The sequence below is a fragment of the Streptomyces albus subsp. chlorinus genome (assembly GCF_013302895.1).
In the GTDB taxonomy this organism is placed as follows: Bacteria; Actinomycetota; Actinomycetes; order Streptomycetales; family Streptomycetaceae; genus Streptomyces; species Streptomyces chlorinus.
This window is the reverse complement of the sequence record NZ_VJOK01000001.1, coordinates 1,422,895-1,437,279: the sequence shown is the minus strand read 5'-3', so window position 1 is coordinate 1,437,279 and position 14,385 is coordinate 1,422,895. Positions and strand designations below refer to the sequence as shown.

The following is a 14,385-nucleotide window of genomic DNA, read 5'->3' as shown; positions in this document are numbered from 1 at the left end:
CTTTATGGCCCTCGGCCTCCAGCGTGCATGCGCTGGAGGCCGAGGGTTTTTTTGTTTTTCCTTGTGCTTTCTGAATAGCTCGTTCCTTCCGAAGAGCGTTGTTCCACCGCCTGCGCGAGAATCGGTGTGCAGGTACCGCAGACAGGAGTCATGTCGATGTCCCCCAGTTCCCCCGACGACCGAGACCGTGACCGGGACCGCTCCGAGCGGCGTCCGCGGCAGGAGTCCGGTCCGCGGCGCGGTGACGGTGACCGTTCACGCGGTCCGCGGCGCGAGGACAGCGGCCGGGGTGGCCGCGGTGGTGGTTTCCGGCCCGGGAGCCGGGACGGACGGCGGGACTTCCGTGGGGATGCGCGGGGAGACAGGCGTGATGAGCGGGGCGACCGGTCCCGTGGGGATCGTTCCCGGAATGACCGTTCTCGCGACGAGCGGCCGGGCCGCCCCGACCGTGCGGGGCAGGGCTTCCGGCGGGACGGCGACCGGGACCGGTACGACCGTGGTCGGCCGGGCCGTGACGACAGGCGACCCCCGCGCGACGACCGGGAGCGTGGCTCCGACCGAGGTGCCTACCGTCGTGACGACCGCGGGAGCAATTCGTACGGTCGTGACGACCGGGGGAGCAGCTCGTACCGTCGTGATGACCGCGAGCGCGGTTCTTTCCGTCGTGATGACCGCGAGCGCGGCTCGTTCCGACGGGATGACCGGGACCGGGGTGGCTATCGGTCGGACGACCGTGAGCGTGGTTCCTTCAGGCGTGATGACCGGGACCGCGGCGGTTACCGGTCGGATGAGCGTGAGCGTGGTGCGTTCCGGCGGGACGAGCGGGACGGTGGGCGGCCGCAGGGTGGTCGTGGGCCGCGGCGGGACGACGAGCGTGGGCGCCGGCCGTACGGCCAGGGCGGCGGCCGGGGGCGTACCGACCGGCGGGACGACCGCAGGGGCGGCGGGTTCCGGCGCGATGACGACCGTGCGGGCGGGTTCCGGCGGGGCGGCGAGCGGGGCGGCCGGCCCTACGGGCGGGGCGACCGGGATCGTGACCAGGGCCGGGACCGGCCGGAGAGGGAGCCGCTGAAGCGGTTGCCGATCGATGAGGACGTCACCGGCGAGGAGCTGGACCAGGACGTCAAGCAGGAGCTGAAGAGCCTGCCGAAGACGCTGGCGGAGGACGTCGCGCGGAACCTGGTGATGGTCGCGCGGCTGCTGGACGAGGATCCGGAGCGGGCCTACGCGTACGCCAAGGTGGCGCTGCGGCTGGCGTCGCGGGTGCCGTCGGTGCGGGAGGCGGCGGGTTTCGCGGCGTACGGCGTCGAGAAGTACGCCGAGGCGCTGGCGGAGTTCCGGGCCGCGCGGCGGATGACGGGTCTTCAGCACCTGTGGCCAGTGATGGCCGACTGCGAGCGGGGCCTGGGGCGGCCGGAGAAGGCGCTGGCGATGGCGGGCGAGCCCGAGGTGCGGCAGCTGGACAAGGCCGGGCAGGTCGAGATGCGGCTCGTCGCGGCGGGGGCGCGTCGCGATATGGGGCAGGCGGACGCGGCCGTGGTGACATTGCAGAGCCCCGAGCTGGCGTCCACCTCGGTGCAGCCGTGGACCGCACGGCTGCGTTACGCCTACGCGGACGCGCTGTTGGAGGTCGGGCGTGAGGAAGAGGCCCGCGAGTGGTTCGCCAAGGCGTTGGAGGCGGACCAGAGCGGGTTGACGGATGCCTCGGACCGACTGGCCGAGCTGGACGGTGTGGAGTTCATCGACGCCCTTGACGAGGGAGCCGAGGACATCGAGAACGTCCAGGAGGCGGACGAGACCGAGGAGTCCGGGGAGTCCGAGGAGTCCGGGGGCAGGGCGGCCGAGTAGGAGGCCGGGCATCCGAGGATCGAGCCTCGGGGCCTGTCGGCGCCGTTGCCGGACATCTGAAGGGCGGACCCCCGTGCGCGGGGGTCCGCCCTTCGTGTTGTGGCCGTGATGGCCTTCTGGCCACTTACCTGTGGGCGGCCAGGGGGTTCTTGAGGGTGCCTGTGAGCTGGAGGGCGCCGGCCGGGTCCTGGAGGTCGACCATCTGCTGGTTGTTGCGCAGCTGGAGGCGGTTGAGACAGGAGAGGGCGAACTCGTCGGCGAACAGGTCGTACCGCGCGTGGCGTGCGGCCAGGTGCGGGGTCGCCTTCTGGTACGCCTTCGCCACGTCGGCCACGGTCGCCCAGAAGGTGGTCTCGTCGAGGACGCCGGCCGCGTCCAGGGTGGGGGCCAGGAAGCGGAAGAAGCAGTCGAAGACGTCCGTGAAGAGGGAGAGGATCTTCATGTCCTCGGGGACGTCGGCGCGGATGCGTTCCACCTCCGGCGGGAGGTCGGCGTCCGCGCTCATGACGGCGATCTCCTCGGCCAGGTCCTTGAAGAGGGCCCGGCGGGGGACGCCCTTCTCGTCCAGCACCAGGATGACGTTCTCACCGTGCGGCATGAACACCAGGTCGTAGGCGTAGAAGCAGTGCAGCAGCGGGGTGAGGTAGGCGTCGAGGTAGGAGCGCAGCCATTCCGCGGGCTCCAGGCCGGAGTTCCGGATGAGGGCGGCGGCCAGGGAGTCGCCGTCCCGGTCGACGTGCAGGAGGGAGGCCATGGTGGCGGGCCTCTCGCCCTCGCCGAGGAGGGGGAGGGGGCTTTCGCGCCAGAGCGCGGCCAGCATCTTCAGATACGGGGAGCCCTTGGGGGCGGCGGCCTCGTAGGGGGCGGGGTGGTAGCCGACGGCGGCGCGTTCGCGCAGCAGGCCGAGGCCGGTGCCGCGGAGGATGTCGTCGCCCGCGACGAGTTCGGCCAGCCAGTCGTTGATGGCCGGGGTCGCCTCCATGTAGGCGGCGGACAGGCCGCGGAGGAAGCCCATGTTGAGGACCGAGAGCGCGGTCTTCACATAGTGCTTGGCGGGGTTCGAGGCGTTGAAGAAGGTGCGGATGGACTGCTGCGGCAGGTGCTCGTCGTCGCCGTGGCCCAGGCAGACCAGGTGGCGCTGGGCGACCTCGGCGGCGAAGGTGACCGACAGCTTGTTCCACCACTGCCAGGGGTGGACGGGGACGAGGTAGTAGTCGTCCAGGTCCAGGCCCTGTTCGGTCATCGTCGCGGAGAAGCGGCGCAGGGTGGCGGCGGACAGCTCGGAGAGGACGAGCTTGTCGTAGCTGAGGCCCGCTCCGGCGGTGAAGGTGGCGCGGTCGCGGTGGGCCGCCACCCAGATGAGGCGGACGGGCCGGCCGGTCTCGGGGGCGTAGGCGCGGTACTCGGCGATGTCGAAGCCGAGGCGGCCGTTGTTGGCGATGAAGCAGGGGTGGCCCTCGGTCATGCCGGACTCGATGGCCTGGAAGCCGGCCTTCGCCAGCTGGTCCGCGCTGACCGGCGGCGCCGCCAGTTTGTAGGCGGTGCTGGCGAGGGTGGAGCTGATCTCCTCCAGGTAGACGGGGAGGATCTCGTCGCCGAGCCCGAGCGAGGTGCGCAGTTCCGTGATGAAGGCCAGAGCGTCCAGGGGGAGTTCGGCGCCGTCGCGGTGGCGGGTGACGCTGTCGGCGTCGACCTGCCAGTGGTCGAGGGCGAAGCGGCGGGCGGTGAAGCGGTACTCGGTGGTGCCGTCGTCGGAGCGGACGGCGTACCGGTTCTCCGCGTCGAGCGGGGCCGGGGCCAGCAGGCGCTCGTGGGTGAACTCGGCCAGTGCCTTGCGGATCAGCAGCCGGGTGGCGCGGTCCCAGCGCTCGGGGGTGAGGTGGCTGACGGCCTCCTGCGGAGCGGCGGCCGGCTGGGGCGTGGCGGGGACGGAGGTGGGGAGGGTCATGCGGGGGTCACTCCTGTGGCGGTCAGGAACTGCTCGCGGGTGCAGAAGCTGAGCAGCGCTTCCTTCTCCGGTTTGGTGAGGGTCGTCTCGGCGCGGAAGCCGACCGCCTCGTTGAGGGCGTGGACGGCGGTGTTGCGGATGTCGGGTTCGACGACGACGCGACGGGTGTCCGGGTCGGAGAAGAGCATCGCCATGACGGTGGTGATGACGGCGCGGGTGAAGCCGTGCACGGGCTTGTCGGTGGGGGCGCACAGGAAGTGCATGCCGACGTCGCCCGGCTGGTGCGCGTACAGTCCGGCCAGCTCCACACGGGCGGGGTCGTAGCGTTCCATCAGGAAGGCGGGTTCGCCGTTGTGGAGGCCGAGGAAGGCGTCGTGGTGGGGGGAGGCCGCGATGTCCATGAACTCGCGTTCTACGTCCGGGAGTGTGGCGTCCTGGAGCAGGTAGAACACGGACTTGGGGTGGGTCACCCAGGTGTGCAGCAGTTCGGCGTCGGTGAGCGGGTCGACGGGGCGGAGGGCGAAGGTGCCCAGTTCCTCGTCGGTGCGGCTGTATACGGCCGTGCCGGGGAGGTTGCCGGTGCTCACAGTGCCGCCTCCGTTCCGGCGGGCGCCACCTCGGTGAGCGGGGCGGAGAACTCCTGGAAGGCGATGGACCGTTCGATGCGGTAGACCTCGCGGCCGAGCAGCTCGCGGATGATGCAGGAGTTGCGGTAGGCGGCCATGCCCAGGTCGGGGGCGACGAAGCCGTGGGTGTGCAGCTCCGCGTTCTGGACGTAGATCTGCGCGCCCGCGGTGTCGATGCTGTAGTTGCGGCGTACGGCGAACCGGCCGCGCGGGTCCCATTCGATGCGGTCGGCGACCGGGTCGAGGAAGGCGGGGCGCCGGTAGCGGTAGCCGGTGGCCAGGACGAGGCCCTCGGTGGTGAGGGTGAAGTCGCGCTTCTGCTCCTCCTGGCGCAGCCCGAGGGTGTAGGTGCCGCTCTCCTCGTCGTAGGAGGCGTCGGTGAGGGCCGTGTTGGTCATCAGCCGGGTGGGGCAGGGGCGGAGGCGGTTCTTCCGGTAGAGCAGGTCGAAGATGGCGTCGATCAGGTCGGAGTTGATCCCCTTGTAGAGGTTCTTCTGCGAGGCGACCAGGCTGTCGCGGGTGTCGGGCGGGAGGGAGTGGAAGTAGTCCACGTACTCCGGCGAGGTCATCTCCAGCGTGAGCTTGGTGTATTCGAGGGGGAAGAAGCGGGGGGAGCGGGTGAGCCAGGTCAGCGCGTAGTCGTGGTGGTCGATGTCCTGGAGGAGGTCGTAGTAGATCTCCGCTGCGCTCTGCCCGCTGCCCACCAGGGTGATGCTCTTCTTGCGCTGGAGGGCTTCCTTGGTCTCCAGGTAGCGGGAGTTGTGGATCAGGTCGCCGCCCAGGCCCTGGCAGGGTTCAGGGATGTAGGGCGGGGTGCCGGTGCCCAGCACGAGTTTCGGGGCGCGGAAGACGCGGGCGGTGCCGGTGGGCAGGTGCTCGGCGCGGACGGTGTAGAGGCCCTCGTCCTCGTCGTACTCGACGGTGGTGACGCGGTGGCCGAAGCGGACGGTGTCCTTACCGAGGCGTTCGGCGGCCCACCGGCAGTAGTCGCTGAACTCGGCGCGCAGCGGGTAGAAGCTCTCGCGTATGTAGAACGAGTAGAGCCTGCCGGACTCCTTGAGGTAGTTGAGGAAGGAGAACGGCGAGGTCGGGTCCGCGAGGGTGACCAGGTCCGACATGAACGGGGTCTGCAGGGTGCTGTCGTCCAGCATCATGCCGGGGTGCCAGGCGAACTCCGGCTTGTCGTCGAGGAAGACGCCGTTCAGGTCCGGTATCGGCTCCGTCAGGCAGGCGAGGCCGAGATTGAAGGGGCCCAGGCCGATGGCGACGAAGTCGTGGACGGTCGAGTCGTGGGTCACGTCGGGGTTCTCCGTGTGTGGGGGTCGGTCAGCGGGCCTGGGCGGCGCTGAGGGCGGGGGTGTGGGCGTCGAGGTACTGCCCGGCGTGCTCGGCGATCAGGTCGAGGACGGTGGCGATGTCGGCCAGCGAGGTCTCGGGGTTGAGGAGGGTGAACTTCAGGTGGTGGCGGCCGTCGACCACGGTGCCGGCGACGAGCGCCTCGCCGGAGGCGAACAGCGCGTCGCGGGCGTGCAGGTTGGCCCGGTCGGTCAGCGACTCGTCGGTCTCACCGGCGGGGACGTAGCGGAAGACGAGCGTGGACAGTTCGGGTTGGACGACGACGTCGAAGCGGGTGTCCTCGTCCAGCATCTTCCAGGCGTCGGCGGCCCGGTCGACCACCTCGTCGAAGAGTTCGCCGAGGGCGTCGGCGCCCATGACGCGGAGCGTCATCCACAGTTTCAGCGCGTCGAAGCGGCGCGTGGTCTGGATCGATTTGTCGACCTGATTGGGCAGGCCCTGCTCCACACTGCGGGACGGGTTGAGGTAGTCGGCGTGGTAGGTCACATGGCGCAGGGTGTCCTTGTCGCGGACCAGGATCGCGCTGGAGGAGACGGGCTGGAAGAAGGACTTGTGGTAGTCCACGGTCACCGAGTCGGCGCGTTCGACACCGAGGAGCAGGTCGCGGCGGCGGCGTGAGGTCAGCAGCCCGCAGCCGTAGGCCGCGTCCACGTGCATCCAGGTGCCGTACCGCTCGCACAGGCCGGCGACGGCCGGCAGCGGGTCGATGCTGCCGAAGTCCGTGGTGCCCGCGGTGGCCACGACGGCCATCACGGTGCGGCCCTCGCGCTCGCAGCGGGCCAGCTCCTCGGCCAGCGCGTCGATGCGCATCCGGCGCTTCGCGTCGCAGGGCACGGAGACGACGGCCTCGGGGCCCAGGCCGAGCAGGACGGCGGCCTTCTCGATGCTGAAGTGGCTGGCCTCGGAGGTGAGGATGCGCAGCCGCGGCAGGATCTCGGGGGTGCTCAGCCGCTTCTCGGAGTTCTTGCGCACCAGGCGGCACGCCTCCTCGCGGGCCAGCAGCAGCGCCTGGAGGTTGGACTGGGAGCCGCCGCTGGTGAAGATGCCGTCCGCCGAGCGGCCGAAGCCGATCCGCTGTGCCGTCCACGCGATGAGGCGGCGCTCGATGAGGGTGCCGCCCGCGCTCTGGTCCCAGGTGTCCAGCGAGGAGTTGACGGCGGCTATGACCGCTTCGCCGACGACCGCGGGGATGACCACCGGGCAGTTGAGGTGCGCGAGGTAGCGCGGGTGGTGGAAGTAGACGGCGTCGCGCAGGTACACGCGCTCCAGCTCGTCCAGCGCCTCGCGGGCCGATCCCAAGGGCTGCTCCAGGTCGACGGCGGCGACGGCGGGGGCCAGCTCGGCGGGGGTGACGCCGGTGAACGGCCGCTCGGTTCTCGCGAGTTTCGCGGCGACGCGCTCGACCCCGTCGGCGAGGGAGCGCCTGTAGTGCTCCGCTGTCCTGTCGTTGAGCAGGTGGGACCTGCTGCTCATGAAGTGTCCTCCTGACACGGACGTGGCACACCGCGCGGCTCGCGCGGTCAGGTAAGGCTAGCCTAACCGTGCCTTTCGGCCGGGCTGCAAGGGGGACTCCCCGGACAGCCGTGCGCGGCAGGGACAGGAGGGGTTTGCGGGGTTTGGAGCGGAACGCCCGGCCCCAGGCGGGCCGTTGCGGCGGTGGGCGGGCCGCGGACCGTGCGGCGGCGCAGGTCAGCGCGGTGTGTCGGGAAGCGTGCGCAGCACCAGGCCGGTGGCCGGTTTCGGACCGAACGAGGTGGACTTGCGGGGCATCGTGACGCCCTGCTCGGCCAGCGTCCGCACCGTTTCCTCCGGGACGGGCCGCATCAGCACCGCCGTACCGCCGGTCGCCGCCGCCTGCGCGACGGCGGCCTCGGTGTGATGGAGGTAACCGATGTCCGCGGGGCGGTCGGGCACCTGCCAGACGGCGTCCAGGAGGGTGGCGTGCAGCACCGTCGCGTCCAGCTCCCGCCACGCGGCCGGCCGGTCCGTGGGCACCGTGCGGTCCAGCAGCGCGGGGGAGGGCCGGTCCAGCAGGCGGAAGACGCCGTCGCCGGCGGTCAGCAGGAAGGCGTTGCCCGGCGTCGCCTCCAGCCGGGCCAGCGCCTCCTCCAGCGGGGCCTCCAGCCGGCGGACGCGGAAGGCGCCCCGCTCCCCGTACGCCGCGCCGGCGCTCTCCAGCAGGCCGAGCGCCTTCTCCAGCGGCAGCCGGGGCAGCACGCGGTGGATGGCCCGCACCTGGAGGGGGTGGCGGGTGGTGTCGACGAGCAGCACCAGGCCGTAGTCCCAGGAGGAGGGCTGCCCAGCGCCGTCGCCGGTGTGCTCGGCGCGCAGCCGCAGATACGTCGCCCAGCGGTGGTGCCCGTCGGCGATCAGCGCGCGGTGACCGGACAGCCCGGCGTCCACCTCGGCCAGCTCGGCCGGGTCCGTGACCGCCCACAGGCGGTGCGCGAAGCCGTCCTCGGTGGTCGTCGCCATCAGCGGCGTGCGCCGGACGGCCCGCTCGACGACGGCCGTGGCCCCCGTCCGCGTGCCGTCGCCGTGGTAGGCCAGCAGCAGCGGCTCGGGGTTGGCGGCCATCTCGCGCATCAGCGCGGCGCGGTCGGCGACGACCTCGTCTATCACGTCCTCGTGCGGCAGCACGACGCCGTCAGCGGGCGGGGTCAGCCGCAGGGCGCCGATGAGGCCGCGCTGGAGGAGTTCGCCCTTGCGCTGCTCGTAGACGTACAGCGCCGGTTCGGGATCGGGTGCCAGCACCCCGTCGGCCAGCCAGCGGCGCAGCGTCCGGGCCGCTTGGTGGTGCCGGGTGTGCGGGTCCTCGGCCTGCGGGAGGATGAGCCGCACGATGTTGTACGGGTCGGCCGTCTCCAGGTGCCGCAGCCCGTCGGGCGTGACCACCACGTCGTAGGGCGGAGAGGTCACGGCAGCCAGGCTGCCGACCTTCTCGGGTGCGTAGCGCAGTCCGCGGAACGGTGCGAGTCGCAGGCCTCGGGCGGTCATCTGTGCATGGTATGCCGGTGGCCCGCACCCCGTGGAGTGGGGCACGGGGGGCGCAGGGTGGCGGGGCGTACGAGAGGATCGGGGACTGCGCGGGCGCTGTGCGAGCCCCGGTGGCGGGGCCCGGCGTGCGCCCCGGCGCGCGACGACCGAGCACGACCACGAGAAAGCGGGCCTTGATGCACCACAGTTCCCCGGCGGCAGCTCCCCGCCCCAGCGCGGGCGCCCTGCACGCCTCCTACGACACGGCACTGCTCGATCTGGACGGAGTGGTCTACGCCGGGGGAGAGGCCCTGCCGCACGCCGTCGACGCGCTGGCCACCGCGCGGCAGAGCGGACTGCGCCTGGCGTACGTGACGAACAACGCGGCCCGCACCCCGCAGACCGTCGCCGCGCATCTGACGGAACTGGGCGTGCCCGCGACGGCGGACGATGTCATCACCTCCGCCCAGGCGGTCGCCCGCCTCGTCGCCGAGCACGTTCCCGCGGGCGCGCCCGTGCTGGCCGTCGGCGCCGAGGGGCTGCGCGTCGCCCTGGAGGAGCGCGGGCTGAGCGTCGTGGAGTCGGCCGACGACGGGCCCGCCGCCGTGGTGCAGGGGTACGGCGGACCCCAGATGCCGTGGGGGCGGCTGATCGAGGCGGCGCTGGCGGTCCAGCGCGGCGTCCCGTGGTTCGCCTCCAACGCCGACCTGACCATTCCCAGCGGGCGCGGCATCGCGCCGGGCAACGGCTCCGCCGTCGAGGTCGTCCGCATCGCCACGCGCTGGATGCGCAACCCGCCCGAACCGCGGATCGCCGGCAAGCCGCTGCCGCCGATGCACCGCGAGACCATCCTGCGCACCGGCGCCCGGCGGCCCCTGGTCGTCGGCGACCGGCTGGACACCGACATCGAAGGGGCGCACGCGGGGCGCGTGGACTCCCTCCTGGTGCTGACCGGAGTCACCGACGCCGCCCAGCTCCTGTCGGCCCGCCCCGACCACCGTCCCACCTATGTGGCCCGCGATCTGCGAGGGCTGCTGGAGCCCCAGCCGGAGGTGGCGGGCGGCGCGGACGGGCGCTTCGGCTGCGGCGGCTGGAAGGCGTACGCCGGAGCGGACGCGCTCGAACTGAGCGGCGACGGCGAGCCGTTGGACGGGCTGCGGGCGCTGTGTGCCGCCGCGTGGACGGCGGCGGGGGACGGCGGCTGCGCGCTGGATCCGGGCAAGGGGCTGGAGCGGCTCGGCCTCTGACGGCCCGGAAGCCCGCGGAGCGAGGGCCCGCGTCAGCCAGCGGCCGCCAGCGCCTCCGCCACCAGCTGCTCCTCCGTGGCGCCCAGCCGCCAGTAGCCGGTGAACTTGATGGCGCGGCGGTCGAAGCCGCGCTCCCGCACCAGGTGCCGCCGCAGGGACTTGACGGTGCCGGACTCGCCCGCGATCCAGGCGTACGGCGTGCCCTCCAAAAGCCGCGCGGCGCGCACGGACTCGACCATCCGTGTGGCCCGGGAGGCGGTGGCGGGGGCGTCCTCGCGCACCAGCCAGGTGATCCGCGCGTCGGAGACGGTCGGCAGGTCCTGGATGTCCTGGAGGTGCGGCACCTCGGCGAACACCCGCACGGGCATGCCGGCCGGCAGCCACTCCAGGATGGCGCCGATGGCGGGCAGCGCCGTCTCGTCACCGCTCAGCAGCACCCAGTCGGTGCCGGCGGGCGGCCGGAAGTCGATTCCCGCGTTGTCCTCGACGACGGGACCGAGCAGGGTGACCCGGTCGCCGGGTGCGGCCCGCAGCGCCCAGCGGGAGGCCGGGCCGCTCTCGCCGTGCAGGGCGAAGTCGATGTCCAGCTCGTCGTCGGCGCCGTACTCGCTGCCCCGGCGCAGGGCCCGCACCGTGTAGCTGCGCATGATGCCGCGGACCTTCTCGTCCATGGCGCGCCAGGCCGGGAACCAGTTCTCACCGGCCTCCTTGGGCACCACCGGCGCGGTCTGTCCCGGGTGGGGCAGGAAGAGTTTGAAGCGCTGGTCCCGCCCGCCGGAGGCGAAGCACTCCAGACGTTCACCGCCGAGGGTGACCCGCAGCATGGTCGGTCCCAGGCGGCGGGTCCGCACGACGTGCAGGTCGAAGAACGCGAACGGGACGGTGGGGGGCGCGGTCTGCGCCGCGGGGGCCGTGCTGCTCATCGGTGCTCCTCCCGGACGGGGTGAGGGCGGGGGACTGGTGAGGGGGCGTTCCGAGGGGTCCCGAGGGGGCCCGGGGTGCTCCGGGGCCCGCGGCGAACCGGGCCCCGGAGCACAGGGTCAGCGGACCTTCTTGGCCTTCTCGATCGCTTCCGCGAGGTTCTCCAGCAGGGGCGCGACGCCCGCGTACGAGAAGCGCGGCTCGGCCGCCCACGGGGCGACCTGGCCCGCCTTGACGGCCGGCAGGTCGTTCCAGGAGGGCTTCGACTTGAGAGCCTTGGGCTGGAGGGACTGGGTCCGGTTGTCCAGAATGATCACGTCCGCCTTGTACTTGTCGGCGTTCTCCCAGCTCAGCTCCTCGAAGAAGCCCTGCTTGCCGACCTTGTCGGGGACGACGAAGTCGACGCCGAGCTGCTTGAAGTACTGCAGGTCGGAGTTGGCGCCGGGGTCGGAGACGTAGAGCAGGTCCGGCGCGCCGGAGGCGGCCATGACGCGGATGCCGCTCTTGGCGGCCTTGCGCAGCCGCTCGGCCGCCTTCTCGAACCGGGCCTTGGCCTCGGTGACGGACTTGGCCTTCACGTCCGCGCCCAGCGACTCGGCCAGCTTGGCGTACTGCCGGACGACCTCGTCCATCGGCACGTGCGCCGCCTTCATGGCCACCTGCGGCGCCAGCTTGAAGATCTTGTCCTTGCTCTCGGCGGGGACGTAGAAGAACTCGCCCTTGACGTACATGTTGCTGATCAGCAGCTGGGGGCGGGTCTTGGCGTACTTCTCCAGGTCGAACTCGCCGAAGGCGTTGCCGATGAGGGCCGGCTTGGAGATGTCCATGTCCCCGGCGAGGACGTCGGGCTTGCCGTTCTTCTGCTTCGTCGGGCCGAAGACGCCGACGATCTGGTCGCGGATGCCGAAGTCCCACAGCGCAGCGGCGGTGCCGGTGTAGGCGACGATCCGCTGGGGAACGGCATCCAGGGTGACCTTCTTGCCGCGGCCGTCGGTGAAGGCCCAGCCGTCACCCTTGGAGCCGCCGCCCGAACCGGAACCCGATCCCTCACCGCCGCAGGCGGCGAGCAGCGCCCCGAGACCGGCGACGCCGCCCGCGGCCAGCAGGCCGCGGCGCGAAAGGTGGGGCATACGGGATGAGCTGGGCATGTTCACTGGCCTCTCGATGTGCTGAGGACGCACCGCGGACCTGCCGCGGACGTGTGTGCGGGGCGGCCGTGGGGCCGAGTTCGCAGTTAGGCTAACCTAACCAAAGTTGTTGTTGTCCAGTGGCCGGGTGCCCCTCTTTTCCCGGCCCCGACCGGAGCGCGTACGTGACTTACACCAAGTCCCCGCAGGTCCAAGGGGGTTCGGCCGCGAGACAGGACCCGCCGGCCGCCGGAGGGGAACAGCCCGAGCGAGCGCGGCCCCGGCTGGCGCGCGCCACCGGGCTGCTCGCCTCGGTCCTCCTCCTGCTGCTCGTCCTGCTGCTCAGCCTCGCCTTCGGCGCCCGGCAGCTCTCCCTCGGCGAGGCCTGGTCGGGGCTGGTGGACAGCGGCTCGGCCGGCTACGCCGTCGTCCACGAGATGCGGCTGCCCCGCACCCTGCTCGGCCTGCTGGCCGGGATCGCGCTCGGCCTCGCGGGCGGCGTCATGCAGGCCCTCACCCGCAACCCGCTGGCCGACCCGGGACTGCTGGGCATCAACGCGGGCGCCGCGGCCGCCGTCGTCACCGCCCTCTCGTTCTTCGGCATCACCGGGTACACCGGGTACATCGGCTTCGCCTTCCTGGGCGCCGCCGTCGTCTCCGTCCTCGTCTACGCCGTCGGCGGCGGACGCGGAGCCACCCCGGCCCGGCTCGCCCTCGCCGGAACGGCGCTGAACGCCGCCCTGATCTCGTACGTGAGCGCCGTCCAGCTGCTGGACAGCGCCTCACTGGACCGCATGCGGTTCTGGCTGGTCGGCTCGCTGGCCCGGGCCGAGGACTCCACCGTCGTCTCGGCGCTGCCCTTCATCGCCGTGGGCACGGTGATCGCACTGGCCCTCGCCCGTCCCCTCAACGCGCTCGCCCTCGGCGACGACGCGGCCCGCGCCCTCGGCTCCCGGCCCACCCGGACCCGGGCCGCCGCGATCGTGGCCATCACCCTGCTGTGCGGGGCCGCCACCGCCGCCTGCGGGCCCATCGTCTTCGTGGGACTGATGGTGCCGCACATGGTGCGCGCCCTCACCGGCCCCGACCAGCGCTGGATGCTGCCCTACTGCGCGGTCCTCTCGCCGGTGCTGCTGCTGGGCTCCGACATCCTCGGGCGCGTCCTGGGGCGGCCCAGCGAACTCCAGGTCGGCATCGTGACCGTGGTGCTGGGCGGCCCGTTCTTCCTCTACTTCGTGCGCCGGCGGAGGGTGGCACAGGCATGAGCGTCATACGGACCCCGGGCGGCCTCTCCGTCAGCTACCGTCCGCGCGCGCTGGCCGTCGGCCTCGCCTGCGTGGTGCTCGCCCTCATCGTGGCCGTCTTCGCGATCGGCAGCGGCGAGTACCCGATGGCACCCGGCGACGTGGTGCGCACCCTGATCGGCCAGGGCGACCCGGCCGACGCGTTCATCATCAACGAACTGCGCCTGCCCCGCACCGTGACCGCCCTGCTCGTCGGGGCCGGCCTCGGACTGAGCGGAGCCGTCTTCCAGGCCGTCGTCCGCAACCCCCTCGGCAGCCCCGACATGCTCGGCATCACCCAGGGCGCCTCCGCGGGGGCGCTGGTGGTCATCGTCCTGGCGGGCGGCGGCAGCGCCTTCCTGGCGGGCGGCGCCGTCCTGGGCGCCCTCGCCACCGGCGCCCTCATCTACGCGCTCGCCTGGAAGCGCGGCATGCACGGCTACCGGCTGGTGCTCGTCGGGGTCGGCGCCACCGCCATCCTGACCGGCGTCACCAGCTACCTGATCACCCGCGCCGACATCAGCGACGCCTCGCGCGCCGTGCTGTGGATGACCGGCAGCCTGGACGGGCGCGGCTGGCGCGAGGTGCTGCCGCTGGTCGTCGGCATGGTGGTGCTCGTCCCGCTGGTGCTCCTCGGCTGCGGACGCGCCCTGCGGATGATGGAGATGGGCGACGACGCCGCCTCCGCGCTCGGCGTGCGCGTCGAGCCCACCCGGCTCGCCCTGCTGTGCGCCGCGGTCCTGCTGGTGGCGCTCTCGGCCGCGGCGGCCGGCCCCGTCTCCTTCGTCGCGCTGGTGGCACCGCAGCTGGCCCGGCGGCTCACCAAGGCGCCGGGACCCAACCTCGTCCCCTCCCTGTGCATGGGCGCGGCCCTGCTGATCAGCGCCGACCTGGTGGCCCAGCGCGCCTTCGGGGAGCGCCAGTTGCCGGTCGGTGTGATCACCGGTGTGGTGGGCGGCGGCTACCTGGTGTGGCTGCTGGCCACCGAGCGCAGGGCGGGACGCATATGAACGGCCAGGACGCACCGACACACCCCACGGAGGCGGGCACCAC

The 14,385-nt window shown here is 72.3% G+C and carries 11 protein-coding genes; 4 read left to right on the top strand and 7 right to left on the bottom strand.

Going from position 1 to position 14,385, the window contains the following annotated elements; all coding sequences use genetic code 11:
- The first annotated feature begins 1,077 nt into the window (after positions 1–1,077).
- Positions 1,078–1,848, top strand: coding sequence for a tetratricopeptide repeat protein (locus FM076_RS33060; protein ID WP_202034912.1), 771 nt, complete (start codon positions 1,078–1,080; stop codon positions 1,846–1,848).
- A 124-nt stretch (positions 1,849–1,972) separates the two neighbouring features.
- Here the strand turns inward: FM076_RS33060 and FM076_RS06575 are convergent, their stop codons facing one another.
- From FM076_RS06575 to FM076_RS06555, 5 genes are all read right to left on the bottom strand, one after another.
- On the bottom strand, positions 1,973–3,796 hold the full coding sequence (locus tag FM076_RS06575) for an IucA/IucC family protein (RefSeq protein ID WP_173868973.1): 1,824 nt from the start codon (positions 3,794–3,796) through the stop codon (positions 1,973–1,975).
- The gene (locus FM076_RS06570; protein ID WP_173868972.1) at positions 3,793–4,383 is read right to left on the bottom strand and encodes a GNAT family N-acetyltransferase; all 591 of its coding nucleotides are present in this window, start codon (positions 4,381–4,383) and stop codon (positions 3,793–3,795) included. Before FM076_RS06570 ends, FM076_RS06575 begins: the two co-directional genes overlap by 4 nt.
- Complete coding sequence (locus FM076_RS06565) at positions 4,380–5,720, bottom strand: SidA/IucD/PvdA family monooxygenase (protein ID WP_173868971.1); 1,341 nt, start codon at positions 5,718–5,720, stop codon at positions 4,380–4,382. The genes FM076_RS06570 and FM076_RS06565 overlap by 4 nt, the downstream gene beginning before the upstream one ends.
- A gap of 28 nt (positions 5,721–5,748) precedes the next feature.
- The gene (locus FM076_RS06560; protein WP_173868970.1) at positions 5,749–7,251 is read right to left on the bottom strand and encodes a pyridoxal phosphate-dependent decarboxylase family protein; all 1,503 of its coding nucleotides are present in this window, start codon (positions 7,249–7,251) and stop codon (positions 5,749–5,751) included.
- Positions 7,252–7,467: 216 nt separating this feature from the next.
- Positions 7,468–8,775, bottom strand: coding sequence for a DUF1015 family protein (locus FM076_RS06555; RefSeq protein WP_173868969.1), 1,308 nt, complete (start codon positions 8,773–8,775; stop codon positions 7,468–7,470).
- A gap of 176 nt (positions 8,776–8,951) precedes the next feature.
- On the opposite strand from FM076_RS06555, the gene FM076_RS06550 reads away from it, so the two are divergent.
- Positions 8,952–10,001: an HAD hydrolase-like protein gene (locus FM076_RS06550; RefSeq protein WP_173868968.1), complete on the top strand. Its 1,050-nt coding sequence runs from the start codon at positions 8,952–8,954 to the stop codon at positions 9,999–10,001.
- 32 nt (positions 10,002–10,033) lie between these two features.
- Here FM076_RS06550 and FM076_RS06545 read toward each other — a convergent pair whose 3' ends face one another.
- Together FM076_RS06545 and FM076_RS06540 are read right to left on the bottom strand one after the other, a co-directional pair.
- Positions 10,034–10,924 carry a siderophore-interacting protein gene (locus FM076_RS06545; RefSeq protein ID WP_173868967.1) on the bottom strand — a complete coding sequence of 297 codons (891 nt, stop codon included), beginning with the start codon at positions 10,922–10,924 and terminating at the stop codon, positions 10,034–10,036.
- Positions 10,925–11,041: 117 nt separating this feature from the next.
- Complete coding sequence (locus FM076_RS06540) at positions 11,042–12,052, bottom strand: ABC transporter substrate-binding protein (protein ID WP_243274341.1); 1,011 nt, start codon at positions 12,050–12,052, stop codon at positions 11,042–11,044.
- Positions 12,053–12,234: 182 nt separating this feature from the next.
- Between FM076_RS06540 and FM076_RS06535 the strand changes: the two genes are divergently transcribed.
- Together FM076_RS06535 and FM076_RS06530 are read left to right on the top strand one after the other, a co-directional pair.
- Positions 12,235–13,314 (top strand): iron chelate uptake ABC transporter family permease subunit, encoded by a 1,080-nt coding sequence (locus tag FM076_RS06535; protein WP_173868965.1) that lies wholly within the window; start codon positions 12,235–12,237, stop codon positions 13,312–13,314.
- On the top strand, positions 13,311–14,342 hold the full coding sequence (locus FM076_RS06530; protein ID WP_173868964.1) for a FecCD family ABC transporter permease: 1,032 nt from the start codon (positions 13,311–13,313) through the stop codon (positions 14,340–14,342). Before FM076_RS06535 ends, FM076_RS06530 begins: the two co-directional genes overlap by 4 nt.
- Positions 14,343–14,385 lie beyond the last annotated feature (43 nt).